This is a genomic window from Caldimonas hydrothermalis (assembly GCF_056746695.1).
Map to the genome: position 1 here is coordinate 109,668 of NZ_JBWQXA010000010.1, position 26,094 is coordinate 135,761.

The following is a 26,094-nucleotide window of genomic DNA, read 5'->3' on the forward strand; positions in this document are numbered from 1 at the left end:
CAGGATTCAGTCATGCACGCCGGGGCCGGGGGAGAAGTGGTCCACCGCGTCGGTGATCAGGCCGTCGATGCCCAGCGCGATCAGGCGGCGGGCTTCAGCCGGATCGTTGACCGTGTAGGCCAGGGCCTTCATGCCGGCGGCATGGAGGGCCTCGATGCGGGCGCGGTCCAACAGGGCGTACTGGGCCACGACCGCCGAGCACTGCAGGGCTTGCGCGTGGGCCAGGCAGTCCTCGGGCCAGTGCTCCAGCAGCAGCCCGCGCGGCAGTTCGGGCTGGGCGGCCAGGGCCGCCTGCAGGGCCGCGCTCTGGAAGGAGGTCAGCAGCGGCGGTGCGACCGGCGGTGTGCGGCTGGTGGCCCAAAGCTGCGCGCAGCGGCGCGACACGACGGCCCCCGTGAGGCCTTCGGTGCCGGGTGTGGGCTTGATCTCGACATTGAGCACGAAGCCGTTGCGCAGCACATAGCTGGCGATGGCCTCGAGCGTGGGCAGCGGCTCGCCGGCATAGGACCGGCTGTGCCAACCCCCGGCGTCCAGCCGGCTCAGGGCGGCCCACTCCTGCTCGCCGGCCACCCCCTGACCATCGGTGGTGCGTTCCAGGGTGGCATCGTGCAGCAGGAAAGGCTGTCCATCGCGGCTGAGCTTCACGTCACACTCGAAGGCCCGGTAGCCGAAGCCAGCGCCATGACGGAAGGCCGCCAGCGTGTTCTCGGGCGCCAGTCGGCCCGCGCCGCGGTGAGCGATCCACAAAGGGTAGGGCCAGTTCATGTGATGCGCTTGTGCGTGTTGGCGTCGAACCAGTGCAGCTTGCCGGGCTGGGGCGTCATGTACAGGGTTTCACCGACCCGCGGGTGCTGGTGGCTGTCGTCGGCGCGCACCACCACCAGGGCCGTGCCCAGCTTGCCGTAGATCAGCCGCTCGGCCCCCAGCACCTCGACCATTTCCACGACCAGCGGCCACCCGGCATCGCCCAGCACCAGATGTTCGGGGCGCACGCCGAGGATGACCGCTCCGGACACGGGCGCACCGGCGCCGGCCGGCAGGTCGATCTCGAGACCGCCCACGGCATAGCGCCCCGGAGCGGTGGCCTGGCCCTCCAGCAGGTTCATCGGCGGTGAGCCGATGAAGCCGGCGACGAAGGTGGTGGCCGGGTGGGCATAGACCTCGTCGGGCGTGCCGATCTGCTCCATGTGTCCGGCATTCATCACGATCATGCGCTGGGCCAGGGTCATCGCCTCGACCTGGTCGTGCGTGACGAACAGCGAGGTGATGCCCAGCTCGCGGTGCAGTTTCTGGATCTCCAGCCGCGTTTGCACGCGCAGCTTGGCGTCCAGGTTGGACAGCGGCTCGTCGAACAGAAACACCTGAGGCTCGCGCACGATGGCCCGGCCCATGGCCACGCGCTGGCGCTGACCGCCCGAGAGCTGACGCGGCTTGCGGTCCAGCAGGTGCGACAGTTCCAGGATGCCGGCGGCCTTGTCCACACGGCGGCGGATTTCGTCCTTGGGCAGCTTCTGGATCTTCAGGCCATAGGCCATGTTGTCGAACACGCTCATGTGCGGGTAGAGCGCGTAGTTCTGGAAGACCATGGCGATGTCGCGATCGGCCGGCTCCAGTTCGTTCACCACGCGAGAGCCGATCAGGATTTCGCCGCCGGAGATCTCCTCCAGGCCGGCGACCATGCGCAGCAGCGTGGACTTGCCACAGCCCGAGGGGCCGACGATGACGATGAATTCGCCGTCGGCGATCTCGGCGTTGACCCCATGGATGACCTGCAGGGACTGCTTGCCCTGGTGGTAGCGCTTGATGACGTTCTTGAAAGAGAGGGATGCCATGTGCTCGTTCGTTTATTTCTCGGTGTCGACCAGGCCCTTGACGAACCACTTCTGCATCAGGATCACCACCAGGGCCGGCGGCAGCATGGCCAGGAAGGCGGTGGCCATCAGCACGTTCCACTCGGTGTAGGCTTCGCCCGAGACCAGGCGTTTGATGCCCAGCACGATCGGGTACATGTCCTCGTTGGTGGTGATCAGCAGCGGCCAGAGGTACTGGTTCCAGCCGTAGATGAACTGGATCACGAACAGCGCCGCAATGCTGGTGCGCGACATGGGCAGCAGCACGTCCCAGAAGAAGCGCATCGGTCCGGCACCGTCCACCCGCGCGGCCTCCACCAGCTCGTCGGGCACCGTCAGGAAGAACTGGCGGAACAGGAAGGTGGCGGTGGCCGAGGCGATCAGCGGGATGGTCAGGCCCGCATAGCTGTTGAGCATGCCGAGGTTGGACACCACCTCGTAGGTCGGGCCGATGCGCACTTCCACCGGCAGCATCAGGGTGACGAAGATCATCCAGAACACCAGGCTGCGCAACGGGAAGCGGAAGTAGACGATGGCAAAGGCCGACAGCAGCGAGATGGCGATCTTGCCGATCGCGATCACCAGCGCCATCACCAGGCTCACCCCCATCATCGGCAAGGCGGCGGGCACGGTGCTGCCGGCGGCGGTCTCGCCTCCAAACAGTGCCACCTTGTAGGTCTCCCACAGGTGGGTGCCCGGCCGCAGCGACATGGGAACGGTCGAGGCGATCTCCTGCGCGGTCTGCGTCGAGGCCACCAGCGTCAGGTAGACCGGGAAGGCCACGATGGCCACACCGGCGATCAGGATGAAATGGGACAGGAAGGTCAGTCCCGGGCGGCGTTCGATCATGTCAGTACTGCACCTTCTTCTCGACGAAACGGAACTGGATCACCGTCAGCCCGATCACGATGGCCATCAGCACCACCGACTGCGCGGCAGAACCGCCCATGTCCAGCGCCTTGAAACCGTCGTAGTAGACGCGATAGACCAGGATGGAGGTGGACTTGCCCGGCCCGCCCTGTGTGGCCGCATCGATGATGGCAAAGGTGTCGAAAAAGGCGTAGACGATGTTGATGACCAGCAGGAAGAAGGTCGTGGGCGACAGCAGCGGGAAGACAATGGTCCAGAAGCGTCGCCAGAAGCCGGCGCCGTCGATGGCCGCGGCCTCGATCAGCGACCGGGGGATGGATTGCAGTCCGGCCAGGAAGAACAGGAAGTTGTAGGAGATCTGCTTCCACACCGCGGCCATCACGATCAGCGCCATCGCGTGGTTGGGGTTGAGCAGGTGGTTCCACTCCAGGCCCAGCAGGCGCAGCAGGTAGGCGATGGTGCCGAAGGGGGAGGCGAACATGAACAGCCACAGCACCCCGGCCACCACGGGTGCCACGGCGTAGGGCCAGATCAGCAGGGTCTTGTAGAAGCCGGCGCCCTTGATCACGCGGTCGGCCATCACGGCCAGCAGCAGCGAGACGGACAGGCCGATCACCGCCACCAGGACGGAAAACACCGCCGTGGTCTGGAAGGAGGCGACATAGGTCTCGTCGTGGATCAGGCGCTCGAAGTTCTCCAGCCCGACGAACTCGGTGGACATCCCGAAGGCATCCTGGGACAGCACGCTCTGGTACAGCGCCTGCGCGGCGGGCCAGAAGAAGAAGACCAGCACCACGGCCATCTGGGGAGCCACGAGCAGCCAGGGCAGCCACCAGGACTTGAATCGGACGCGTTTTTCCATGGTTGCAAACAATCAGCGCCTGCCTCATGCACGCAGGCATGGGCAGGCGCAGGAGGCCAGGGCCCGGACGCCACGCCGGGCAAAGGGGCGCGATTTTACGAGCGGCCGCTGTTGGCGCGCTCGAAGCGCTCCAACTGTTCGTTGCCGCGCCGCACCGCATCGTCCAGGGCCTGCTTGGCGGTCTTGCGGCCGGCCCAGACCTGTTCCAGCTCCTCGTCGTTGATGGTGCGGATCTGCACGAAGTTGCCCAGGCGGATGCCGCGCGACTTGTCGGTCGTCTTGCGGATCATCTGCTCCACCGAGACATCCGTGCCCGGGTTCTGCTTATAGAAGCCCGACTTCTCGGTCAGCTCATAGGAGGCCTTCGTCAGCGGCAGGTAGCCGGTGCGCTGGTGGCTCTTGGCGGCTTCCTCGGGCTTGGACAGGTGGGCGAAGAACTGGGCCACGCCCTTGTACTCGTTGTCCTTCTTGCCGGCCATCACCCACAGGCTGGCGCCGCCGATCACGGTGTTCTGTGGCGCGCCGGGCACGTCCGGGTAATAGGGCAGGGTGGAGATGCCGTTTTCGAACTTGGCGTTGCGCTTGATGTTGCCGTACAGCGCCGATGAGCCGGTCATCATCGCGCACTCGCCCGAGACGAAGGTGGCATCCGCGGCATTGCCGCGACCCTTGTAGACGAACAGACCCTGCTTGGCCATGTTGGCCAGGTTCTCGATGTGGCGCACATGCAGCGGGCTGTTGAAGGTCAGCCGCGCATCGAGGCCGCGCATCCCGTTGCCCTTGGTGGCGAATTCGGTGTTGTGCCAGGCCGAGAAGCTCTCCAGTTGCGTCCAGCTCACCCAGCTGGTGGTGAAGGGGCATTTGTGGCCGCTGGCCTTGAGCTTGGCCGCTGCCAGGGTCACTTCCGGCCAGGTCTTGGGCGGGGTGTTCGGGTCCAGGCCCGCGGCCCGGAAGGCGTCCTTGTTGTAGTGAAAGACCGTGGTCGAGCTGTTGAAGGGGAAGCTCAGCATCTGCCCGTTGGGGGCGGTGTAGTAGCCGGCCACCGCGGGCACGTAGGCATTGGGGTCGAAGGTCACGCCGGCCTTCTTCATCACCTCGCCCACCGGCACGATGGCGTTGCGGCTGGCCATCATCGTGGCGGTGCCCACTTCGAAGACCTGCAGGATATGCGGCGCGTTGCCGGCACGGAAGGCCGCGATCGCCGCCGTCATCGATTCGTCATAACTGCCCTTGAAGGTGGGCACGACGCGGTAGGTGCTCTGGCTGGCATTGAAGTCCTTGGCCAGGTCGTTCACCCATTCGCCCAGAGCGCCGCCCATCGAATGCCACCACTGGATTTCGACCTGGGCCTGGGCCGGTCCGGCCAGGGTGGCCGCCAGGGCCGTGGACAGCGCGAGAAGTTTCCGTTTCATGACGACTCCGTGAAAGATATGCGGGAGAGAACAAGGCCCGCGAAGGCTAGTGCCTGTTTGTGACAGGAGCGTTTCTGTCATGGAAGGTGCGGGCTCGCAAGCGGGTTAGTCCCATGGTTTGCGTCCGCGCAAAGATGGCAGCCCGTGTCCCCGTGTCCGTGTGTGTGCGCCGACGACAGTAGGCGCGGTGCGCACACGGTTTCCCTGGCCGGCGCCTGCGGCCTTGCTGCGCTGCGGTACGATTCACCTTTGCGCCCTCCCAGACCCAGCCCCACGCGCCAGGCGCCCATGAATGCACCGCTGCCCCTGAAGGATCTCACCGCTCCGGTGGACGCCCCGGTCGACGCGCCACCGCGTCTGCGCGAGATTCCCTACAACTACACTTCCTTTTCAGATCGCGAGATCGTCATCCGTCTCCTGGGTCTGCGGGCCTGGGAGGTGCTGGAGCGTCTGCGCGGCGAGCGCCAGACGGGCCGCTCCGCCCGCATGCTCTACGAGGTGCTCGGCGACATCTGGGTGGTCGAGCGCAATCCCTACCTGCAGGATGATCTGCTGGACAACCCCAGGCGCCGCCGGCTGCTGATCGAGGCCCTGCACCACCGTCTGCGCGAGGTGGAAAAACGCCGCACGCCGCAGCTCGACCCCGAGCGTGATGCTCTGGTTGGCGAGTTGCTCGTGTGCGCCCGCGGTGCCGTCGAGGCCTTTGCCCGCCGCTTCGACGAGGTGGCGGTCCTGCGCCGCCGCGCCATGCGCGTGCTGGGGCGCCACACCCGGCGCGACAACATCAAGTTCGACGGCCTGAGCCGCGTCTCCCACGTCACCGATGCCACCGACTGGCGTGTGGAGTATCCCTTCGTGGTCCTCACGCCCGACACCGAGGCCGAGACGGCCGCCCTCGTGAAGGACTGCATCGAACTGGGGCTGACTATCATCCCGCGCGGCGGCGGCACCGGTTACACCGGCGGCGCCGTGCCGCTGACCTGGAAGAGCGCGGTGATCAACACCGAAAAGCTCGAAGCCATGACCGAGGTGGAGCTGGTGAACCTGCCCGGTGTGAACCATCCCGTGCCCACCATCTGGACCGAGGCCGGCGTCGTCACCCAGCGGGTGGCCGATGCGGCCGAGCGGGCGGGGTTCGTGTTTGCGGTGGACCCTACCTCGGCCGAGGCGTCGTGTGTGGGTGGCAACATCGCGATGAACGCCGGCGGCAAGAAGGCCGTGCTCTGGGGCACCGCGCTGGATAACCTGGCGTCTTGGCGCATGGTCACCCCCGAGGCCCAGTGGCTGGAAGTGGTGCGCCTGAACCACAACCTCGGCAAGATCCACGACGTCGAGGTGGCCAGCTTCGAGTTGCGCTATTTCGAGGCCGACGGCAAGACACTGGTGCGCACCGAGCGGCTGGACATTCCCGGCCGCACCTTCCGCAAGGAAGGCCTGGGCAAGGACGTGACCGACAAGTTCCTGGCCGGCCTGCCGGGCATCCAGAAGGAGGGCTGCGACGGCCTCATCACCAGCGCCCGCTGGGTGGTGCACCGCATGCCGGCCCATGTGCGCACGGTGTGCCTGGAGTTCTTCGGCAATGCCCGCGAGGCCGTGCCCAGCATCGTCGAGATCAAGGACTTCATGTTTGCCGAGGCGAAAAAGCCCGGCGGGGCCATCCTGGCGGGCCTGGAGCACCTCGATGACCGCTACCTCAAGGCGGTGGGCTACGCCACCAAGTCCAAGCGCGGCACCCTGCCCAAGATGGTGCTGATCGGCGACATCGTCGGCGACGACCCGGATGCGGTGGCCCGTGCCGCGTCCGAGGTGGTTCGCATCGCCAACGCCCGTTCAGGCGAGGGCTTCATCGCTATCTCGGCCGACGCGCGCAAGAAGTTCTGGCTCGACCGCAAGCGCACGGCGGCCATCAGCCGCCACACCAACGCCTTCAAGATCAACGAGGACGTGGTGATCCCGCTGCATCGCATGGGCGAATACACCAACGGCATCGAGCGCATCAACATCGAGCTGTCGCTGCGCAATAAGCTGGCCCTGGTCGACCGCCTGGAAGCCTTTTTCACCCAAGGCCAGTTGCCGCTGGGCAAAACCGACGACGCCAGCGAGATTCCCAGCGCCGAGTTGCTGGAGGACCGGGTTCAGCAGGCCCTGGCGCTGCTGCGCGAGGTGCGTGAGCTGTGGTCGCAGTGGATGACCCATCTCGATGTGGCCCCACCGGACGGCGGGCGCAGCATCTTCGAGCAGCTCCAGGACCACAGCCTGCGGGCGTCGTGGAAGACGCAGATTCTCAAGCCGCTGCAGACGGTGTTCGCCGGTGCGGCGTTTGCGCCCATCCTCGACGAATGCCGGCGCATCCACAAGGAGGTGCTGCGTGGCCGCGTCTGGGTGGCGCTGCACATGCATGCCGGCGACGGCAATGTGCACACCAACATCCCCGTCAACTCCGACAACTACGAGATGCTGCAGACCGCCCACGAGGCGGTGGCGCGCATCATGAAGCTGGCGCGCAGCCTGGACGGCGTGATCTCGGGCGAACACGGCATCGGCATCACCAAGCTGGAGTTCCTCTCCGACGAGGAGATCCGCGACTTCATGGCCTACAAGCAGCGCGTCGACCCCGAGGGCCGCTTCAACAAGGGCAAGCTGATGCGCGGCGCGACGGTGAACGGCGAGGTGCTGCATGCCGACCTCACCAACGCCTACACCCCAAGCTTCGGGCTGATGGGTCACGAGTCGCTGATCATGCAGCAGTCCGACATCGGCGAGATCGCCAACTCGGTGAAGGACTGCCTGCGCTGCGGCAAGTGCAAGCCCGTGTGCGCCACCCACGTGCCGCGCGCCAACCTGCTCTACAGCCCACGCAACAAGATCCTGGCCACCTCGCTGCTGGTCGAGGCCTTCCTGTACGAGGAACAGACGCGCCGCGGCGTGTCGATCAAGCACTGGGAGGAGTTCGAAGACGTGGCCGACCACTGCACGGTGTGCCACAAGTGCCTGTCGCCCTGCCCGGTGAAGATCGACTTCGGCGATGTGTCGATGAACATGCGCAACCTGCTGCGCAAGATGGGCAAAAAGAGCTTACGCCCGGGCAACAAGATGGCGATGATGATGCTCAACGCCACCCGGCCCGAGACCATCAAGCTCTTGCGCACGGCCATGGTGGGTGTGGGCTTCAAAGCCCAGCGCCTGGCCAATGACCTGCTCAAGCGCGTCGCGCGCAAGCAGACGGCCCGACCGCATGCCACGGTGGGTACCGCGCCGGTCAAAGAGCAGGTGATCCACTTCATCAACAAGAAGCTGCCGGGGGGGCTGCCCAAGAAGACGGCGCGCGCCCTGCTGGACATCGAGGATAAAAACTACGTCCCCATCATCCGCAACCCCAAGGTCACGACGCCCGAGACCGAGGCGGTGTTCTACTTCCCCGGTTGCGGCTCCGAGCGCCTGTTCAGCCAGGTAGGCCTGGCCACCCAGGCCATGCTCTGGCACGCCGGGGTGCAGACCGTGCTGCCGCCGGGCTACCTGTGCTGCGGCTACCCGCAGCGCGGCTCGGGCCAGTACGACAAGGCCGAGAAGATCATCACCGACAACCGGGTGCTTTTCCACCGCGTGGCCAACACGCTGAACTACCTCGACATCAAGACCGTCGTGGTGAGCTGCGGCACCTGCTACGACCAGCTGCAGGGCTACGAGTTCGAGAAGATCTTCCCCGGCTGCCGCATCGTCGACATCCACGAGTACTTGCTGGAAAAAGGCATCAAGCTCGACGGCAAGGGGGCCTATCTGTACCACGACCCCTGCCACAGCCCGATGAAGCAGCAAGACCCGATGAAGACCGTCAAGGCCCTGGTGGGCGAGCAGGTGCTCAAGAGCGAGCGCTGCTGCGGCGAGTCGGGCACGTTGGGCGTCACCCGGCCGGACATCGCCACGCAGGTGCGCTTCCGCAAGGAACAGGAGATCCGCAAGGGCGAGGCCGCGCTGCGCAGCAGTCGCGCCGTGGGCCAGCAGGACAACATCAAGATCCTCACCTCCTGCCCGAGCTGCCTGCAGGGGCTGTCGCGCTACGGCGAGGACTTGAACAGCGGCCTGCTGGAAGCCGACTACATCGTGGTGGAAATGGCGCGCCAAATCCTCGGTGAGAACTGGATGCCCGACTACGTGAAAGCCGCCAACGACGGGGGCATCGAGCGCGTGCTGGTGTGAGGCGGGCGGCTCCCATGCAGGCGCACACCGCCACGGCCGACGGATTCGAACCCGCGCAACACCCGGTGGCCGGCTGCGAGCTGTGTCATCGGGCGGGCGGACGGCTCGTGGCGCGCCTGCCGGGTTGGCGCGTGATCCGCGCGGATGATGAAGCCTTTCCGGCCTTCTACCGGCTCGTGCGCCGCGAACATGCCTCGGAGATGAGCGATCTCGAGCCGGCCGAGCAACGGCGTTGCCTGGCATGGATGATGGCCATCGAGGCGGTGCTGCGCCGGGAGCTGGCGCCCACCAAGATCAACCTGGCCTCGTTGGGCAATGTCGTGCCCCATCTGCATTGGCACGTGATCGCCCGCTTCGACTGGGACTCCCATTTTCCGCAGCCTGTCTGGGGGCAACGCCAGCGGGTGGCGGAGGCTTCGGCGCTGGGGCTCGTGCGCGAGCGTCTGCCGGCGGTGGACCGGGCGATCGCTGCTGCGCTGCGCGAAGTGCCGTAAGAGGAGCACCTCTCCCCAGAACGAGGGTTGGCCGTCGATGGCTTCGGTGATGTAATCAAGGGTTTACACCTCCGGCAGCCGTGGCCTGCCGGCAACAGGCTCATGGATTTCGCTTGCATTGCCCGTTCTCAGGAACGCCTGCAGGATGGCCTGTGGACGCATTCGTCGCTCGGGAGACTGCGCATGACGGTGCGCGGCGCCGTCCGGTCTTTGCTGTTCGCGCTGGCCCTGGGGGCTGCGGGGCCGTTTGCGCTTGGCCAGGTGCAGCATGGGGTCGCCGAATCCGCCATCAAGGGGTTTGCGATCACGGGCGACAACCCCCTGAGCGCCGCGGAGACGGCGGCCCTGCTGGCGCCCTTCCTGCATCGTGAAAGCTCGCACGCCATGCTGCGGCAGGCTGCTGCGGCGCTGGAGCAGGCCCTGCACGAACGGGGCCATGGCCTGTACCGGGTCGAGTTGCCGCCACAGGTTCTGTCCGACACCATCATGCTGAAGGTGCTGCGTCAGACCATCGATCGTGTCCAGGTGGACGGACAGGGTCGGTATTTCGACCCCGCCAACGTGCGCGCGGCCCTGCCGGAGCTTCAGGAGCAGACCTCGCCGAACCTGCGACGCCTGGCGCGCGAGACCGCGGTCGCCAACGAGAATCCCTCGCGCCATCTGCAGGTGGTGCTGACCCCCGGGGCACAACCTGACACCATGTCGGCCACCGTGCAGGTGAACGAGCGCCGGCCGTGGAGGGTCGGCCTGGCCTGGAACAACCAGGGCACGCCCGAGACCGGACGCGACCGCCTCTCCCTGGCGGCTGGCCACGACAACCTCTTCGGCCGTGACCATGGGCTGGACTGGGTCCATACCACCTCACCGGATCACTCCTCAGACGTCCGCCAGTACGGCGTGCGCTATCGGGTGCCGTTGTATGACTGGGGGGGCGTGGTCGTGCTCGAGCATCAGCGCAGCGATGTCGTCGGCTCCTTCGGACTCGAGCCGGCCGGGCAGGCGCATCCCGCTTTCCAGGCCACGGGGGCGGGCCATGAGACGGGCCTGGGCTACACCCACCATCTGGCAGGTGCCGTGCACCGGCGCGCCCAGGTCTCGGTGAGCGTCCGCGACCGCTTGTTCCGGTCCGGCGAGGTGCCTGGAAGCACCCTGCAGGCGCAGGACCGCCGCACCCGGGCGCTGTCGGCGGACTATGCCGAGCAAACCCAAAGCGGGGCCTGGTCCTGGGGGTACCAGCTCGGGGTCACGATCAACCTGCCCCATGGGCGTGCGAACGAACTGGCGGCCTACCAGAGCGAGGACCCGGCGATCGAGACCACCCGCTGGAAGGCCTGGCGCGGCGCTGCCCATGCGCTGGCCTCGTTCGGCCCGGGTTGGCAACTGGCCGGCCGGCTGCAGGCGCAGTTCAGCTCCGACCTGTTGCTGGCGGGCGAAGCCTTTGCACTGGGCGGCATCGGCTCCGTGCGCGGCGTGCCCGAGCGTGCGCTGTACGGCGACTCGGGCCTGGCGGCCACTCTGGAGGCCAGCCTTCCTCCTCTGTGGCAGGGGCTGCGCGTCCTGGCCTTCATCGATGCAGGCTGGGTGCGCAGCGACGTCACCGACAGCCCGCTGCGCCGGCGTGAGGACCGCCTGGCCAGCGTGGGGCTGGGGCTGCGTTACGCCCATGTCAGCGGGGCGAGCCTGCGGGCCGACTATGCCCGCGTGATCGCCGGCAGCCGTGCCGACCACAACCTTCTTCCCGCCTCGCCCATTCCAGGGGACGATAAACTGCATCTGAACGTGTCGCTGGTGTTCTGAGCCCTTGGTCCCGGGGCGCCCAGACGCACACCCAACCCCTGCAAGGCGTGCCCACGCGCCTGGAATGCACCTCATGGCCGGCCTCGACAAGTCCACCCCCGTTCCCACCGAGATCACAGTGCACCAGCGCTCGCGGGTGCTCGAGTTGCGTTTCAGCGACGGGGCGCATTTCCGCGTGCCCTTCGAACTGATGCGGGTGTACTCCCCCTCGGCCGAGGTCCAGGGGCACGGCCCGGGCCAGGAGGTCCTGCAGACCGGCAAACGCGAGGTCGAGATCATCGCGCTGGAGCCGGTGGGCCACTATGCGGTGCAGCCCACGTTCAGCGACGGCCATGACTCCGGCATCTTTTCCTGGGACTACCTCTATTTCCTCGGGGCCGAACAGGATCGTCTGTGGGCCGACTACGAACGCCGCCTGGCCGAGGCCGGGGTCGATCGCGACGCCCCTATGCCGGACAAGGCCGCCGGGGGATGCGGTCATCATCCCTGAGCCGCCGCGCATGCCCCGCTGCGACGCGGGGTTGTCGGCGCGGCCTGCCGCAGCGGCACTTACGATGTGAATCATGAGCACCACCCATTTCGGTTTCCAGACGGTCGACGAGGCGGAGAAGGCCCGGCGCGTGCGCGGCGTCTTCGACTCGGTCGCTGCACGCTACGACCTGATGAACGACCTCATGTCGGCGGGGTTGCACCGGGTCTGGAAGGCCTACACGTTGGCCGTCTCGGGGGCCCGTCCGGGGCACAAGGTGCTCGACATCGCCGGCGGGACCGGCGATTTGGCGCGCGGTTTTGCCCAGCGTGTGGGCCCGTCCGGCCTGGTCGTGCACACCGACATCAACGAGTCCATGCTGCGCGTGGGCCGCGACCGCCTCATCGACGAAGGCCGGCTGCTGCCCACCGCCCTGTGCGATGCCGAGGGCTTGCCCTTCGCCCGTGACAGCTTCGACATCGTCAGCGTGGCCTTTGGCCTGCGCAACATGACGCACAAGGACAAGGCGCTGGCCGAGATGTGCCGGGTGCTGGTGCCCGGCGGCAAGCTGCTGGTGCTGGAGTTCTCCAAGGTGGCTGCGCCCTTGTCCAAGGCCTATGACTGGTACTCCTTCAACGTGCTGCCGCGTCTGGGCCAATGGGTGGCGGGCGATGCGGACAGCTACCGCTACCTGGCCGAATCCATCCGCATGCATCCTGACCAGCAGACCCTCAAGGCGATGATGAAGGAGGCCGGTTTCGGCCATGTGGACGTGCATAACCTCACCGCTGGCGTGGTGGCTTTGCATGTGGGCATCAAGTGCTGATCCCCCCCCGGGGCGCCGCCGGCCGGCCGGCGGCCCCGGAGTCCTGCCCCGGCATCTGGGGCTCGCGTGGACCGGGCTGCTGACCGGCATCGTTCGCGCCCAGCCCCAGGCCGACGCGGGCATGCTCACCAGTCTGGCGTCTGGGCTCGGTCTGTCGCGGCTGACCCACAGCTTGGGATGGGGGGCAGGGGCGGCCGAATGGTTGCTCGGACTCGGTGTGGCGGTGCTGGTGGGGGTGCTGGCCTGGCTGGGGCGGCGCCGCCGCGCCGTCACCGGGCGGACCGCCATGGCGGCAGCGCCCGACCGCCGGCGCAACCTCGCGCGCTCCTCGCTGGCCAGCACTGAGTACGATCCTTCGCATTTCGCCCCCGAGTCGAGCGTGCACCTGCGAGGGCCCGATGCCGGGGAGCATCGGGCCGGGCCCTGGTGGGGGGTGCCCGACGGGTTCGACTCGGCAGGCTTCCTGGACGCGGCCAAGCGCAACTTCGTCATCCTGCAGCAGGCCTGGGATGCCGCCGACCTGGCCCGTCTGGGCGAGCTGATGACCGATGACATGCTGGCCAATGTGCGAGCACAGCTCGCCGAGCGGGGGGACCAGCCCAACCGCACGGATGTCGTCACCCTGCAGGCCACGCTGCTCGGCGTGGAGGATCTGGGGGCCCACTTCCTTGCCAGTGTCGAATTCTCCGGGATGATCCGCGAGGAAGTGAGCGCTGGCGCCTCGCCCTTCCGCGAAATCTGGAACCTCACGAAAGCCCGCGACGGCCACCAGGGCTGGCTGCTGGCCGGTGTGCAGGCACTGCAGTGAAGCCGCGTCCTCCCTTACTTGAGGGCTGGTTGGCGCAGCCCTCCCAGGGCTAGACTGACCGCGTTGATCCCGATCTTCGGCGCAGGAGATGCGTTCGAGGTCGTCCTGTCGTGGGTTTCGTATTGGACATGAAGACGTTGAACCATTCCCGTCGTTTGACCCCCAGGAAACACACGACAAAGCGCCATTGGCTGCTCTTGCTGTTGGCGTTCCTGTGGGGGCTGTGTACCGGGGTCCAAGCGCAGCGCGCAGAGCACATCCTGGGCCCTGGCGACGTGATCCGGATTGCGGTGTACCAGAACCCCGATCTGAGCCTGGAGACACGCATTTCCGAACTTGGGGAAATCGCCTTTCCCCTCGTGGGGACGGTCCACCTGGCGGGTCGCTCGACCACGGCGGCACAAAGCGAGATCGCACGCCTGTTGCGCGAGGGCAACTTCGTCAACAATCCCCAGGTGAGCGTTCTGCTCGTGCAGGTGCGCAGCGCCCAGGTGTCGATCCTCGGCCAGGTGGCGCGGCCAGGCCGCTATCCCATCGAGAGCGTCAACACCAAGGTGTCCGAGATGATCGCGGCGGCCGGTGGCATCACCCCGGAGGGCGGCAACATCGTGACGCTCACGGGGGTGCGCAACGGCCAGCCCGTCCGGCTGGAGATCGACCTGCCGTCGGTCCTGCAGGGCGGGCGGGCCGACCTCGATGCGGTGGTGGCCAACGGTGACACCCTCTTTGTCGACCGCAACCCGGTCTTCTACATCTACGGCGAGGTGCAGCGCCCCGGGGCCTACCGTCTGGAGCGCGGCACCACCCTGATGCAGGCCCTGGCCCAGGGGGGTGGCCTGACCCAGCGTGGTACCGAACGCGGCATGCGCGTGCACCGCAAGGACGGCAGTGGCAACGTGCGTGTGCTGGAGCTCAAGCTGACCGACATCGTCGAGCGCGACGACGTGGTCTACGTTCGCGAATCGATCTTCTGAGCCTGCACCATGCCGCAACTCACGCCCATCCAGTACCTGCGGATCCTATGGGCCAGGAAGTGGCTGATCTTGGCCGTGTTCACCGTGGTCGCGACGGCGGGCATCTTGTTCGTCCTGAGCTTGCCCAAGCTGTACACCGCCAATGCGACGCTGGTCGTGGAGGTGCGCCCCGATCCGGTCCTGGGGGCCCTTTCGGCGCCATTCAGCATGGCCACCGAGCTGGAGATCCTGCGCAGTGACAAGGTGGCATCGAGAGTGGTCACCAAGCTGGGAATGCAGAATGATCCTGGCACCATCGAGGCCTGGATGAAGGACACCGCAGGCAAGATCCCTCTGGAGCGGCACTTGGCCGGTTTCATCCAGCGCAGCATGACGGTGGAGCCCGTGCGTGGGAGCAATGTGCTCAACGTGAGCTTCAAGCACGTGGACCCTGCGATGGCTGCCGCGGCGGCAAACGCGATCGCCCAGACAGCCATTGATGTGTCCATCGAGATGCGCATCGAACCGGCGCGCCAGTCGGCATCATGGTTCGAAGAGCAGAGCAAGGTGCTGCGCAACGAGCTGGAGGCGGCCCAGGCCCGGCTTTCCAAGTTCCAACAGCAAAAGGGCATCGTGGTCACCGACGAGCGCCTGGACCAGGAGACGGCCCGTTTGAATGCCCTGACGGCCGAGCTCGCGCTGGCCCAGGCGGAACGGCTGGACGCTCTCGGACGCCAACGCAATGCCGGGGACACCTCGCCGGACATCCTCCAGAGCGCTCAGGTGCAGGCCATACGGGGGCAGTTGACGGCCGCAGAAACGCGCCTGAGCGAGATCAGCCGCAACCTGGGTGTGAACCATCCCCAGCGCATCCAGATCGAGGCCCAGATTGCCGAGCTGAAGCAGCAACTCAATGCCGAAATGCAGCGCGTGTCCGGTAGCGTCACGGTGGTCAGCCGGGCCAGTGCTCAGAAGGTGGAGGCCCTGCGCGCGATGGTGGAGGCCCAGAAGCGCCAGCTCCTGGAGATGCGTTCGGCGAGGGATCAAATCGCCGTGCTCATGCGCGATGTCGAGACGGCGCAGCGGGCATACGACACCGTCAGCCAACGCAGCAGCCTGCTCAATCTCGAGAGCCAGTCCAGCCAGTCGATCCTGCGTCTGCTCAGTCCTGCCGTGGAGCCTCTCGAATACACCAGCCGCAAGGTCAAGATCGGCATCCTGGGGTCGATCATGGGAGGCCTGATGCTGGCCATCGGAATGGCCATCGGCATCGAACTGCTCGATCGCCGTGTGCGCGGTGAGGAAGACCTGTTAGGCATCGACGGTGCACAGCTCATCGGCGTGTTGGGGGCCTCGTCGACGGCGACATCGCTGCGTCGATTGGCCTCGACCGGGGGACCACCGGCCCGACCAGCGCTGCCCATGCCGGGGGCTGGCGGATGAAGATGTCGATTTCCGTGGTGCCGACGGTGCCGCGGGTCAACCGGCCCATCGGCGCCATCCTCGTCGATGCGGGTCGGCTTGCTCGAGAGGATGTCGAGCGCATCCTCAACGCGCAAAAGCAAAGAGGCTTGAAGTTCGGCGAGGTGGCCATCCAGATGGGTCTGCTGACGGCCGAGGACGTCCAGTACGCCCTGGCCGAGCAGTTTTCCTTTCCTTACATCCACCCTGCGTCGGAAGGCCTGCAGATCAGCCGGGAGCTCGAGGCGGCCTATGAGCCCTTTGGCCCCGCCGTCGAGCGACTGAGATCCCTGCGCAGTCAGTTGTTGCTGCGCTGGTACAACAAGAGTGAGCGTCGCCAGGTACTCTCGGTGGTCGGGACGCAGCGCAGGGAAGGGCGGACCTACCTTGCCGCCAATCTGGCCGTGGTGTTCGCTCAACTGGGGGAGCGGACTCTGCTGATCGACGCGAACTTCCGCTCGCCCAGGCTGCACGAGTTGTTCTCGCTGCAAAACCGAAGTGGGTTGTCCACCCTGCTGTCCGGGCGATCAGGGCATGATGCGATCGTCCACATCACCGAACTGGCTGGTCTGTTTGTCCTGCCTTCGGGCCCCGTGCCGCCCAACCCTCTGGAGTTGCTGGGGCAACCGGCATTCACCGACCTGCTCATGAATGCCCGTAACAGTTTCGACCTGGTGCTGATCGACACCCCGGGAACTTCCGAAGGTGATGACGCCGTCATGGTCACTGTGCAGGCTGGTGCCGCCTTGGCGGTGGCACGCAATGGCCACACACGGGTCAATGCGCTGCGCGGTCTGGTCGAAGGTCTGGGCCAGGTGGGCGTCGAGGTGGTGGGCACGGTCCTGAACGAAGTCCCCCGGCGCAAGAAGGCGGGGGGCTGAGTCGCGTCACGGTCACCAGTCCCGGTCCGGTTCTCCGATGCCAGAACACCTGCGCGCCCTGGTGGTGATCCTCGGGATCGCCGTGCCGGCCTTCTGGCTGGCCGGCAAGGTCGCCCCCTCCCGGTTGATGAGTCTGGAGGACTTCCGGCGCAGGCGCAATCTCTGGTTCGCGATCACCCTTCTGGCGTTCTTCTCGCACAGCTTTTGGCTGTACATCGTCGTGGCTGCCGCGGTGCTGCTGTGGCAGGTGCCGCGCGAGCGCAATCCCATGGCACTGTACCTGCTGCTGCTGTTCGCCGTGCCGGGTTTCGATCAACCCATCCCCGGCATGGGCCTGGTCAACTTCCTCTTCGACATCAACCATGCCCGGCTGCTCAGCCTGACGATCCTCCTGCCGGCTGCCTTGCGCCTGTCGGCCCGCACACCACCACGGCCTGCGGTCACGCGCATTCCCGATGCGGCGATCCTGTGCTTCATTGCCTACGTGTGCTTGCGGCAGATGGCCGTCGACACGGTGACCAACTCCCTGCGGGCGGGCTTCTATCTGATAACCGATGTGTGGCTGCTCTATTACGTGGCCAGCCGCAGCCTGCGCGACCGGGATCGCATGCGCGAGGCAGTGGCCGCCCTCGTCATCGCCCTGGGCATCCTGGCCGTCATTGCCGTGTTCGAGACCTTCAAGCACTGGCTTTTGTATGAGTCGCTGCGCCCTGCCTTGGGATTGCCGCCGCAGCCCATCCTGGTTTACCTGACCCGCGGAGAAGGAGGAGCCTTGCGGGCCAACGGTTCCGTGTTGAACGCCATTGCGCTGGGCTACACGATGATGATCGGGCTGGCCTTGCTCATCTACCTCCTGCCATCCATCCGGCCCCGCTGGATGGGGCGGGCCGTGGTGCTCGTTTTGTCGGTCGGTCTGCTGGCCTCGTTGTCACGCGGCCCCTGGTTGGGGACCGCGGCCATGGCCCTGGCGGCATCCCTGGTGGGTCAAGGGGCGCTCAAGCGGGTGGTCTTCGCTGGCCTGGTGGGCAGTGTCGCCCTGGGAGCCGTCCTGGCATCACCCTGGGGCGGGACGGTGGTGGACTATCTGCCGTTTGTCGGATCGGTAGAAGCGGAAAACGTCACCTACCGACAGAGACTCCTGGACATCTCGTGGATCGTGCTGATGGAAAACCCGGTCTTCGGGGCAAGGGATTTCTTGCTGCATCCCTTGATGGAGCAGCTCCGGCAGGGGCAAGGCATCATCGACATCGTCAACACCTATCTCGAGGTTGCACTGGCCAATGGGCTGATCGGTCTGGGGCTATTCCTCATCGCCCCGTTGTACGGGTTGTGGCGGGTGTGGTGGTCAGTTCGAAACCTCGATCCGGACGATCTCGAGGCGCTTGCGCTGGGGCGGGCGTTGTTCGGAGGGCTGATCGGTGTGCTGTTCACCATCGCAACCGTCAGTTCCATCAGCGTCATCCCGACACTGCTGTGGTTTGTCACGGCAGCATGCATCGCCTATCTCGGCCTGGGGCCGCGCGAGCCGGTCGCCACGAAGGTGTCGTCCTCGGTGGGCAAGGACGTGCCATGGCACTTTCGGGGGCAGATGATCCGCAGCGAGCGGGCTCTACGGGGAGGCTGACCAATGCATGATGTCCCGAGCCTGAAGGAGGGTGTGTGAGTCTGCATGGAACGGAGGGTCTGAATGCCGATCCGGTGCCCTCCCGGTCCGGCCTGCGTCGTTCGGCCCTGAGTGGAACGGCCTGGACCGCCCTCGGGTTTGCGCTGGCACAGGCTGGGCGGTTGGTCAGCAACATCATCCTGGCGGCGCTGCTCTTCCAGGAGGCTTTTGCGCTGATGGCAATCGTCGGGGCGATCATCCAGGGTCTGGCGATGTGCTCCGATCTTGGTCTGGGGCCCACCGTGGTCCAAAACCGACGCGGGGATCAGCGCGATTTTCTCGACACCGTCTGGACGCTGCAGATCCTGCGCGGAGTCGTCTTGGCCGCGCTGGCGGCGGCTCTGGCCTGGCCAGTGGCCTCGTTCTATGCGGCCAATGATCCCATGGCGCTGGAACTGCGTTGGCTGCTGCCGCTCGTGGCGCTCGGCATGGTCATCGAGGGATTCCAGTCCACCAAGACGAAGACGGCCGCCCGCCACATGGACCTCAAGCGCGTGACGGCCATCGACCTCGGGGCTCAGTTGTGCGGGGTGGTGGTGATGGTGGGCGTCGCCTGGTGGACGCGTTCGGTCTATGCGCTGGCTCTGGGCAGTCTGGTGACGATCACGGTCAACTGTGTGCTGAGCCACTGGATGCTGCAGGGGCCGGCGAATCGCCTGTGTTGGGATCGCCCGTCGGTGTCCGAGATCGTGCGCTTCGGGAAATGGGTTTTCCTCAGCACGGTGATTTTCTTTCTGTCCCAGCAGATCGACAAGCTGGCATTCGCCAAGCTGTTGCCGCTGGATCAGGTGGGCGTCTACGCAATCGCCGCCAATATTGCGATCCTGGCGCCCATGCTGATGGGGCGCATGCAAAATGCCGTGGCCTTTCCTTTGTACTCACGGCTGCTGGAGCGCCAGGAATCGCTGGCCACGGCTGTCGAGCGGTCGAAGCTGCCGATGCTGGGCCTGGGGGCCTATCTGGTGGCCGGAACCATCGCCTGTGCACCTCAGTTCTTTGCGATAGCTTACGATGAACGCTACGCTGATGCGGGACGGTATGTTCCGATCCTGATGGTGGGTGCTTGGCTGGCGATCGTGGAAGGCATGTATGGTGCCGCCTTTCTGGCCAGTGGCCGAGCCCATTGGGTCGCCGCCGCCAGCGCGACCAAGCTGCTGGCTTTTTGCGGACTGCTCTGGCCTGCCATCCACATGGGCGGGCTGACCGGGGCACTTTATGCCTTGGCGGCGGCAGAGTTCCTGCGTTTCATCGTGGTTGCGTTGCTGGGGCGGCGCCTGGGTCTGAGGAATCTTGTGCCCGAGTTGTGGTTCACCGTTCAGGCCCTCGGTGTGGGGTTTGGTGTGCTGTGGCTGGGCCACTGGCTCTGGCCAACAGAGCTGCCGCCTCGCAGTGCCGCGGGGGTGGCTTTGCTCGTGGTACAGGGGCTTCTGGTCACCGCTGCGTTTGCGCCGGTGTTATGGCGCGTGATGCATGTGGTGCGTGCGGCCCGGGCCTGAAGGGGTTTTCCGACATCGTTGCTTCCATGCTGCTGCAAGACTCTGAACGTTGCAATGCCGGACCGCCGAGGCTGGCACCTGGAAAGCCCTTCGACGGGCCCGGTCCCGTCGATGGCCTGAGGACCTCGTGGTCCTTTGAGCCATCCCGCACCAGATGGAGCCTGCGTCTGCACAGGCTCGTGCGAGGGCCTGTGTATGCGAGGCCGCGTCCACCCCATCTCGAACTTCGCCCCGTGGTGTCCAGGCCGCGCTGGGCGGTCTACTTCGTCTACTTGCCCGATGGCCGCTTGCAGGCCAGCCATCGCTTCACGCTGGCAAGCTTGCGCCGGCCAGGGCTGGCATTGTGCGTCGTGTGTGCCACACCCAAGGCCGGGGATGTCCCGCCGGATCTGCATGAGCAGGCCGACGCCCTGTACTGGAAGGGCCTGTCGGGCTACGATTTTTCTGCCTATACCCTCGCGCTGGAAATGGTGGCCCTGCGCTCGCCCGGCGCCGACGTGCTCGTCATGAACGATTCCGTGTTCGGGCCGTTCCAGGACCTGGGGGGCTTCATGGACGCCGCTTCCTGGGACCTGACCGGATTCACCGCGTCGGCCTTGTGCGAGAACCATCTGCAGTCCTACGCCTTCGTGCTGCGGCAGGTGACGCCGGACCGGCTTGAGCAACTGCGCCCGGTGTTTCCTCGGCACAAGGCCTACGATCGCATGGGGGAGGTGGTGCTGTGCCAGGAGTTGCAGCTCGCGCGTGTGGCCGCTCGGCACATGAGCGTGGGGGCCTGGTGGTACAACGATGCTCGGCGTTTCGATGACCCCTGCCTGCAGCGTCCCTTCGAGCTCCTGGACGCCGGGTTCCCTTTCTTGAAGAAGTCTTTGCTGGGCAAGATGGGCGACTGTCAGGATCCCCGGCGCGTGATCGAATATCTGCGCCGTCAGGGGCACCCCGTGGAGGCTTGAACGTTTCCCGGCCTGGTCGGCTCATGCCTGCGCCAGAAGTTGGTGGTCCCGCATCCGATAGACGAAGAAGATCTCTCGGGCCCGTACGGCCCGCCGTACATAGCTGAACGTTCCCATGTGGGCGCGCAACAGGGCATCGCGCGCCTCCCAGGCGGCCGACAACAGACCCCACTCGCGCCGGCGCGTGATGGACGGAGGCGAGCGCCGCATGTCATGCATCGCCTCGATGGCAAAGAGTTTGTCGATCTGATCCTGAGGCTGCAAAGGATGCGAGTGAAAGCTGCGCAGCGCTGCCATGGCTGCGGCGTTGGGCGGCAGCGTCACATCCATCCGTGGGGGACCGCTGGGCCAACGGGCGCTTTGAACCGGGTGATTCACGTACAGGAAAAGGGACCCGTCCTGAGGCTCGGCCTGTGCAAGGGCTTCGATCAGGGCCTGGGTGGTCATGCGATGGTCGATGTGAGCATCGAGCTGCGGATGAGGAGCAACGATGATGCGGGGCCTGACGGTCCGGATCAGGTGGACCAGATCAGCGACCAGACTGGTCCAGCAGGGGCGGGCGCCCGGCCGCAGCAATCCGGGCACGAGGGCGCGCCGCTGGGCCTGGAAGTCGATGCAACCCGCCTGGGATGGTCCGTGGTCCCGCTCGGGATGGGCGCGCATCGATGCCAGCGTCTCGTCGTAGTATCCGAGGTTGGCGACCCGGTCCACGCCCAAACCTGCCCACAGCGGGACGGTCAGGCTGTCCCAGACGCGCAGGCGGCTTTTGAGGTCCCTCTGACGAGCTGGGTCGGGTTCGATGTGACCATAGTTGGCCCCCCCCGCATCGCCAGCCGTGATGGTGACGACGGTGGCGTCGGTATGGCGGTACAGGCCGTAGGCGGCGATTTCCGCATCGTCCGGATGGGGAGCCAGCACCAGCGTGCGTTCACCGTGGACGGGAGGCTCGGGGAACACGAGGAGTTCGGCTGCGCCCGACCAGCGCATCCCCCGGACATGGCAACGAACTTCAAGGCCCTTGTGCCCCGGTTGCAGCAGTCCGCTGACATCGAGGTAACGTATCCCTTGAATACCTCGATCGAATGCGAATTGGCAGGTTGCGCCCTCATCGCGCACCAGCTTCAGCCGGGGGCCCTGCCAGCGACCGAGGGCGTTGGTTTGAACCGGCAAGCGCAGCAAGGCCGAGGACGCTCCCAGTGCCGATGGGGGCAGGTCGAACCCATGAGGCTGCAGCCGCAGAGCGTGAACCTGCAGGCCGGGGACATCGAAGCTGTAGAGATCGTCCGTCGGAAGGCCGCCGTCAGCAAGGCAGGCAGCTTCAACCGAGGGTAAGGTCTTCGCGGAGGACGTCGAGGCATTCATGGGAGATGCGTTCTCAGCAGGCCTGCCAGCCTGGCCGCCGCCGTGTGCTCGCTGTAGCGGGCTTCAAAGGTTTCCCTTGCGGCCTGGCCCATGCGCTGAACCAGGGACGGGTCCTGCACGAACCGCTCCAGGTAGTGGCAGCAGCCTTCGGTCAAAGTTTCCAGGGCTTCTTCGTAGCTGGGCCTCGGTGCGGGATTCAGCGCGACGATACCTTTCCACCGGCCATCGGCATCGACCGGCAGGGCAATGTTGAACCCGCACCGGCCATGCTCCACGATCTCGGGGAGGGCAAAGATGTTGCTGGTGATGACGGGCAGGCCCAGCCCCATCGCCTCGATGGCCACCCACCCCAGGGATTCGTCCAGGGATGGAAAGGCGAACACGTCGCAGCCCGCCATCAGCTTCAAGACTTCTGCGTTGTCGAGCGCGCCGTGATACTCGACCCAAGGCAGACCTTGCAGCCGCGCCCTTGTGGCCTCAATGTCCTGGTGATCGTCGGACATGATGCCTGAACGTTGCAGTTCGCTGACGACCAGCAGGCGCACGTCGGCACCCTGCTTGCGTAGGCGGTCCACCGCCGCCATGACGGCAGCGCCTCCCTTGTGCCAGAACAACCGCCCGACGAAACCGACGGTCAGGCAGGCCGGCGCGGCCTGCAGGTGTCGCTGCCTGGCATCACGGGCTTCCTGGGGGATGGACACCCCACCGCTGAAGGCGACGAGTTTGCGGGAGATCGGGTCGCGCAGGCCGGCGGGTAAGCGTGCGCTCAGGTGTCGGCGCGCCGCTTCGCTCAAGGGCATCAGCAGGCGGCAGTGGTCCGAGGCCATGCATTCCAGGGCTTCCTTCAGGGCACGTTCGGAGACTTTCCCGAAATAGCGTGGATATTCCATCTCGATGCTCGACACCCAGGGAAAACGGGCCACGCTGATGCCGTTGAACAGATGCACGGCGTCAACGACGGGACGGGTCAGGAAGTCGTAGCGATGGGCCCAGTGGGCGGGGCTCCAGGGCAGTCTGTGCAACGGCAGGCGTCGCACCCGCCTGTAGCGGATGTGGTGCGCCGCCAGAGGCAGGTCATGGCTGACCCGTCGCGTGCCATAGCAGGTGCTCGGATAGCCGATCGTCAGTTCGCAGGTCGAGGAGCTTGGCATCGGGAAGTGACAGGGCGCGGCACTGCGTGCTGCTCATGGGCCTTCGCACCGCGCGAGGCTTGCTGGAGTATCGCAACTCCAGCCGACCTCGATCCAGCCGGCGACTGGCGTTGGTGGCGTCCCAATGGGGGGGGGAACCCTCAACTGAGGGGGGAGGAGGGGCCGCTGCGACGCGAATAATTGCCTATGGCCCGTCGCGGTTGCCGTGGTGGCCTTGTGACACACAGGTGCAGCTTGCGAGGCCGATCTTTGTTCCTGTGGCGCATCCCCGAAGCCCTCCTCTGAGCGGAAGTTCTCATGTCGAATCCCTGGCGTTGTGTCCTGATTGGTTCCGAATCCCTGCTCATGCAGTGTGCACAGACGTTGATGCTGGCGGGCCACCAGGTCGTGGCGATTGTGACCGGCCGCAAGTCGGTGAGGCGTTGGGCGGCAGACCAGGGGATCCGTGTCCTGACGCAGGCCGATGAGCTCGTGGCTGCGAGCGACCTCCAGCCGATCGACTATCTGTTCAGCGTTACCAACCTGTCCGTGCTGGCCGAACCCGTGCTGTCCCTGCCGCGGCGGGCCGCCATCAACTTCCACGACGGCCCGTTGCCCGAGTACGCGGGCCTGAACACGCCGGTGTGGGCCTTGCTCAACGGAGAGCGGGAGTACGGCATCACCTGGCATCTGATGACGGGCCGGGTCGACCAGGGGGCGATCCTGGTGCAGCGTCGCTTTGCCATCGACGAGCACGAGACGGCCCTGAGTCTCAACACCAAGTGCTTCGAGGCCGGGATCGCCGGCTTCGAGGAACTGATGAGTCTGCTGGCTGCCGGGGATCTGCCCACACGCCCGCAGGACACGCCGCCACAGCGCTATTACCGTCGCAAGGACCGCCCCGCCTCGGCCGGGTCCATCGCGTTCGACCAGGAAGCCGCAGCCGTTGCCGCCTTCGTGCGGGCCCTCGATTTCGGCAGCTATGCCAACCCCGTGGGGATGGCCAAGTTCGTCCACGACGGGCATCTGGTGGGCGTGTCGCAGGCTCGCGTGCTGGCATCGCGGTCGGGGCAAACCGCCGGGACGGTGCTGGCAGTGGACGGGCTGAGCATCACGGTGGCCACTGCCTCGGAGGACGTGCAGTTGCTCGGGCTGTGCGATGCGCTGGGGCGAGCGCTGGAGGCCCCCGTCGTGCGGCCTGGCGTGCGCCTTCAGGCCCCCACGGGGGAGCAGGCCGAACGCCTGTCCCGGCTCGATGCTGAGGCCAGTGCACACGAGACGTTCTGGGTGGAACGGCTGGAGTCGCGCGATCCCGTGGAACTGCCTTACATCGATCGCAGCAGGGAGCCGGCGCCGCCAGCCTATCAGCATTGGGATGCCGCGCTGCCGTGGCACCCGGAGCCGGGGGGCGGTGCGGACGAGGTGGCGGCGGCCGTGGTGGCCCAGTTCGCCCGCCTGGCCGACCGCGAACGCTTCGACCTGGGCTATGCCGATGCGCAGGCCGGTCAGCGCCGGGCCGAGATGCGGCCATGGTTTGCTCCACAGGTGCCCTTGCGTGCCACTGTGGACTTTGCCCAGTCCTTTGCAGCGTGGCGCACCGCCTTCAGCAGCGAACTGGCCGAGTTGCGTCGTCGTGGCAGCTACCCGGCGGACCTGATCGCGCGGTCGGTCGAACTGAGGTCTCTGGCGGCATCGGCCGGGGATCCCGGCATCTTTCCGGTGGCGATCGAGATCGTGCCCTGCCTGGACGAGACACGCGCCCTGCCGGGCAGCGAGTGCACCGTGGGCATCACCGAGGATGGTCGGCAGGTACGCTGGCTCTTCGATGCTCACAAGCTGTCGCAGGCACGGGTGGGCGAGATGCAGGAGCAGTTGGAGGTGCTGCTCAAACATGCACGGATGCATCCGCAGTGTCCTTTGGGCGAACTGCCCCTGCTGAGTGATGCCTGGAGGGATCGCGTGCTGGGCCAGTGGAATGACACTGCGTCTGCGGTGCGCGCCGATGCCTGCATCCATCATCTGATCGCGGAACAGGCCGCCCGCACGCCCGACCAGGTGGCCGTGATTTGCGAGGATCAGTCCCTGTCCTATGCGGAACTCGATCGCCGCTCGAACCAACTGGCGCGGCGCCTGACCCAGCTCGGTGTGCGGCCCGATGGACTGGTGGGACTGTTCGTCGAGCGTTCGGTCGAGATGATGGTGGGGCTGCTGGCAGTGCACAAGGCCGGCGGAGCCTACGTGCCGCTGGACCCGACCTATCCCCCCGATCGCATTGCCTACATGATCGAGGACGCCAAGGTTCCGGTGCTGCTGACCCAGGAGCGTCTGCGCGACGATCTCCCTCCCCACCGCGCCGCCGTGCTCTGCCTGGACAGCGACTGGCCGTCCATCGCGACGGAATCGGCCGAGCCCTTCGACGGGGGGGCGCAGCCCCACCATCTGGCCTATGTGATCTACACCTCGGGATCCACGGGCCGCCCCAAGGGCGTGATGGTCGAGCACCGCAATGTGGTCAACTTCTTTGCCGGCATGGACCGCCACCTGGGCACCGAGCAGCCTGGCACCTGGATGGCGGTGACCAGCCTGAGCTTCGACATCTCGGTGCTGGAG

At 66.2% G+C, this 26,094-nt stretch carries 19 protein-coding genes and 2 pseudogenes; 14 read left to right on the forward strand and 7 right to left on the reverse strand.

Annotated features, from left to right (window positions below; translation table 11 throughout):
* Window positions 1–6: 6 nt before the first annotated feature.
* The 5 genes from ugpQ to ugpB all read right to left on the reverse strand — a co-directional run bounded on the left by ugpQ (window position 7) and on the right by ugpB (window position 4,994).
* Complete coding sequence (gene ugpQ / locus AC1ECW_RS13095) at window positions 7–765, reverse strand: glycerophosphodiester phosphodiesterase (protein ID WP_409706055.1); 759 nt, start codon at window positions 763–765, stop codon at window positions 7–9.
* Window positions 762–1,832: a sn-glycerol-3-phosphate import ATP-binding protein UgpC gene (locus AC1ECW_RS13100; RefSeq protein WP_481202000.1), complete on the reverse strand. Its 1,071-nt coding sequence runs from the start codon at window positions 1,830–1,832 to the stop codon at window positions 762–764. Before AC1ECW_RS13100 ends, ugpQ begins: the two co-directional genes overlap by 4 nt.
* A gap of 12 nt (window positions 1,833–1,844) precedes the next feature.
* Window positions 1,845–2,699: a sn-glycerol-3-phosphate ABC transporter permease UgpE gene (gene ugpE, locus AC1ECW_RS13105; RefSeq protein ID WP_409706061.1), complete on the reverse strand. Its 855-nt coding sequence runs from the start codon at window positions 2,697–2,699 to the stop codon at window positions 1,845–1,847.
* Between the two features lies 1 nt (window position 2,700).
* Entirely contained in the window at window positions 2,701–3,582 is an 882-nt protein-coding gene (gene ugpA / locus AC1ECW_RS13110; protein WP_409706064.1) for a sn-glycerol-3-phosphate ABC transporter permease UgpA, read from the reverse strand.
* Window positions 3,583–3,677: 95 nt separating this feature from the next.
* Complete coding sequence (gene ugpB / locus AC1ECW_RS13115; protein ID WP_409706067.1) at window positions 3,678–4,994, reverse strand: sn-glycerol-3-phosphate ABC transporter substrate-binding protein UgpB; 1,317 nt, start codon at window positions 4,992–4,994, stop codon at window positions 3,678–3,680.
* 288 nt (window positions 4,995–5,282) lie between these two features.
* Between ugpB and AC1ECW_RS13120 the strand changes: the two genes are divergently transcribed.
* From AC1ECW_RS13120 to AC1ECW_RS13175, 12 genes are all read left to right on the forward strand, one after another.
* Window positions 5,283–9,191 carry a DUF3683 domain-containing protein gene (locus AC1ECW_RS13120; RefSeq protein ID WP_481202001.1) on the forward strand — a complete coding sequence of 1,303 codons (3,909 nt, stop codon included), beginning with the start codon at window positions 5,283–5,285 and terminating at the stop codon, window positions 9,189–9,191.
* Window positions 9,192–9,205: 14 nt separating this feature from the next.
* Entirely contained in the window at window positions 9,206–9,685 is a 480-nt protein-coding gene (locus AC1ECW_RS13125; protein ID WP_409708494.1) for an HIT family protein, read from the forward strand.
* Between the two features lie 183 nt (window positions 9,686–9,868).
* Complete coding sequence (locus tag AC1ECW_RS13130) at window positions 9,869–11,482, forward strand: ShlB/FhaC/HecB family hemolysin secretion/activation protein (protein ID WP_409708497.1); 1,614 nt, start codon at window positions 9,869–9,871, stop codon at window positions 11,480–11,482.
* 73 nt (window positions 11,483–11,555) lie between these two features.
* A complete protein-coding gene (locus tag AC1ECW_RS13135) occupies window positions 11,556–11,972 on the forward strand; it encodes a gamma-butyrobetaine hydroxylase family protein (RefSeq protein ID WP_409708500.1) in 417 nt (138 codons plus the stop codon).
* A gap of 73 nt (window positions 11,973–12,045) precedes the next feature.
* On the forward strand, window positions 12,046–12,777 hold the full coding sequence (gene ubiE / locus AC1ECW_RS13140) for a bifunctional demethylmenaquinone methyltransferase/2-methoxy-6-polyprenyl-1,4-benzoquinol methylase UbiE (RefSeq protein ID WP_409708503.1): 732 nt from the start codon (window positions 12,046–12,048) through the stop codon (window positions 12,775–12,777).
* Window positions 12,778–12,898: 121 nt separating this feature from the next.
* Complete coding sequence (locus tag AC1ECW_RS13145; RefSeq protein WP_481202002.1) at window positions 12,899–13,585, forward strand: Tim44 domain-containing protein; 687 nt, start codon at window positions 12,899–12,901, stop codon at window positions 13,583–13,585.
* A gap of 128 nt (window positions 13,586–13,713) precedes the next feature.
* Window positions 13,714–14,559, forward strand: coding sequence for a polysaccharide export protein EpsE (gene epsE / locus AC1ECW_RS13150; protein WP_409702514.1), 846 nt, complete (start codon window positions 13,714–13,716; stop codon window positions 14,557–14,559).
* 9 nt (window positions 14,560–14,568) lie between these two features.
* Complete coding sequence (epsF, locus tag AC1ECW_RS13155) at window positions 14,569–15,981, forward strand: chain length determinant protein EpsF (RefSeq protein ID WP_409702512.1); 1,413 nt, start codon at window positions 14,569–14,571, stop codon at window positions 15,979–15,981.
* A 14-nt stretch (window positions 15,982–15,995) separates the two neighbouring features.
* Window positions 15,996–16,880 carry a chain length determinant protein tyrosine kinase EpsG gene (gene epsG, locus AC1ECW_RS13160; protein WP_481202003.1) on the forward strand — a complete coding sequence of 295 codons (885 nt, stop codon included), beginning with the start codon at window positions 15,996–15,998 and terminating at the stop codon, window positions 16,878–16,880.
* 37 nt (window positions 16,881–16,917) lie between these two features.
* A complete protein-coding gene (locus AC1ECW_RS13165) occupies window positions 16,918–18,504 on the forward strand; it encodes an O-antigen ligase family protein (protein WP_409702508.1) in 1,587 nt (528 codons plus the stop codon).
* Between the two features lie 74 nt (window positions 18,505–18,578).
* Window positions 18,579–20,039 (forward strand): oligosaccharide flippase family protein, encoded by a 1,461-nt coding sequence (locus AC1ECW_RS13170; RefSeq protein ID WP_481202017.1) that lies wholly within the window; start codon window positions 18,579–18,581, stop codon window positions 20,037–20,039.
* A 233-nt stretch (window positions 20,040–20,272) separates the two neighbouring features.
* Window positions 20,273–20,992: a hypothetical protein gene (locus AC1ECW_RS13175; RefSeq protein WP_481202004.1), complete on the forward strand. Its 720-nt coding sequence runs from the start codon at window positions 20,273–20,275 to the stop codon at window positions 20,990–20,992.
* A gap of 21 nt (window positions 20,993–21,013) precedes the next feature.
* Here AC1ECW_RS13175 and AC1ECW_RS13180 read toward each other — a convergent pair whose 3' ends face one another.
* Both AC1ECW_RS13180 and AC1ECW_RS13185 read right to left on the reverse strand, forming a co-directional pair.
* Window positions 21,014–22,354, reverse strand: a complete 1,341-nt coding sequence (locus AC1ECW_RS13180; RefSeq protein ID WP_409702502.1) for a PIG-L deacetylase family protein — start codon at window positions 22,352–22,354, stop codon at window positions 21,014–21,016.
* A complete protein-coding gene (locus AC1ECW_RS13185; RefSeq protein ID WP_481202005.1) occupies window positions 22,351–23,301 on the reverse strand; it encodes a glycosyltransferase family 4 protein in 951 nt (316 codons plus the stop codon). The genes AC1ECW_RS13180 and AC1ECW_RS13185 overlap by 4 nt, the downstream gene beginning before the upstream one ends.
* A gap of 570 nt (window positions 23,302–23,871) precedes the next feature.
* On the opposite strand from AC1ECW_RS13185, the pseudogene AC1ECW_RS13190 reads away from it, so the two are divergent.
* Together AC1ECW_RS13190 and AC1ECW_RS13195 are read left to right on the forward strand one after the other, a co-directional pair.
* Window positions 23,872–24,270 (forward strand): annotated as a pseudogene (locus AC1ECW_RS13190) (formyltransferase family protein); the annotation flags it as partial.
* Window positions 24,271–24,483: 213 nt separating this feature from the next.
* Window positions 24,484–26,091, forward strand: a pseudogene (locus AC1ECW_RS13195) (AMP-binding protein); the annotation flags it as partial.
* Window positions 26,092–26,094 lie beyond the last annotated feature (3 nt).

Coding starts and splice junctions, on each gene's coding strand:
- ubiE (WP_409708503.1), top strand. CDS start 12,046: ATGAGCACCACCCATTTCGGTTTCCAGACGGTCGACGAGGCGGAGAAG.
- ugpE (WP_409706061.1), bottom strand. CDS start 2,699: ATGATCGAACGCCGCCCGGGACTGACCTTCCTGTCCCATTTCATCCTG.
- ugpQ (WP_409706055.1), bottom strand. CDS start 765: ATGAACTGGCCCTACCCTTTGTGGATCGCTCACCGCGGCGCGGGCCGA.
- epsE (WP_409702514.1), top strand. CDS start 13,714: ATGAAGACGTTGAACCATTCCCGTCGTTTGACCCCCAGGAAACACACG.
- AC1ECW_RS13180 (WP_409702502.1), bottom strand. CDS start 22,354: ATGAATGCCTCGACGTCCTCCGCGAAGACCTTACCCTCGGTTGAAGCT.
- AC1ECW_RS13125 (WP_409708494.1), top strand. CDS start 9,206: ATGCAGGCGCACACCGCCACGGCCGACGGATTCGAACCCGCGCAACAC.
- ugpB (WP_409706067.1), bottom strand. CDS start 4,994: ATGAAACGGAAACTTCTCGCGCTGTCCACGGCCCTGGCGGCCACCCTG.
- AC1ECW_RS13130 (WP_409708497.1), top strand. CDS start 9,869: ATGACGGTGCGCGGCGCCGTCCGGTCTTTGCTGTTCGCGCTGGCCCTG.
- epsF (WP_409702512.1), top strand. CDS start 14,569: ATGCCGCAACTCACGCCCATCCAGTACCTGCGGATCCTATGGGCCAGG.
- AC1ECW_RS13135 (WP_409708500.1), top strand. CDS start 11,556: ATGGCCGGCCTCGACAAGTCCACCCCCGTTCCCACCGAGATCACAGTG.
- AC1ECW_RS13100 (WP_481202000.1), bottom strand. CDS start 1,832: ATGGCATCCCTCTCTTTCAAGAACGTCATCAAGCGCTACCACCAGGGC.
- AC1ECW_RS13165 (WP_409702508.1), top strand. CDS start 16,918: ATGCCAGAACACCTGCGCGCCCTGGTGGTGATCCTCGGGATCGCCGTG.
- AC1ECW_RS13120 (WP_481202001.1), top strand. CDS start 5,283: ATGAATGCACCGCTGCCCCTGAAGGATCTCACCGCTCCGGTGGACGCC.
- ugpA (WP_409706064.1), bottom strand. CDS start 3,582: ATGGAAAAACGCGTCCGATTCAAGTCCTGGTGGCTGCCCTGGCTGCTC.
- AC1ECW_RS13145 (WP_481202002.1), top strand. CDS start 12,899: ATGCTCACCAGTCTGGCGTCTGGGCTCGGTCTGTCGCGGCTGACCCAC.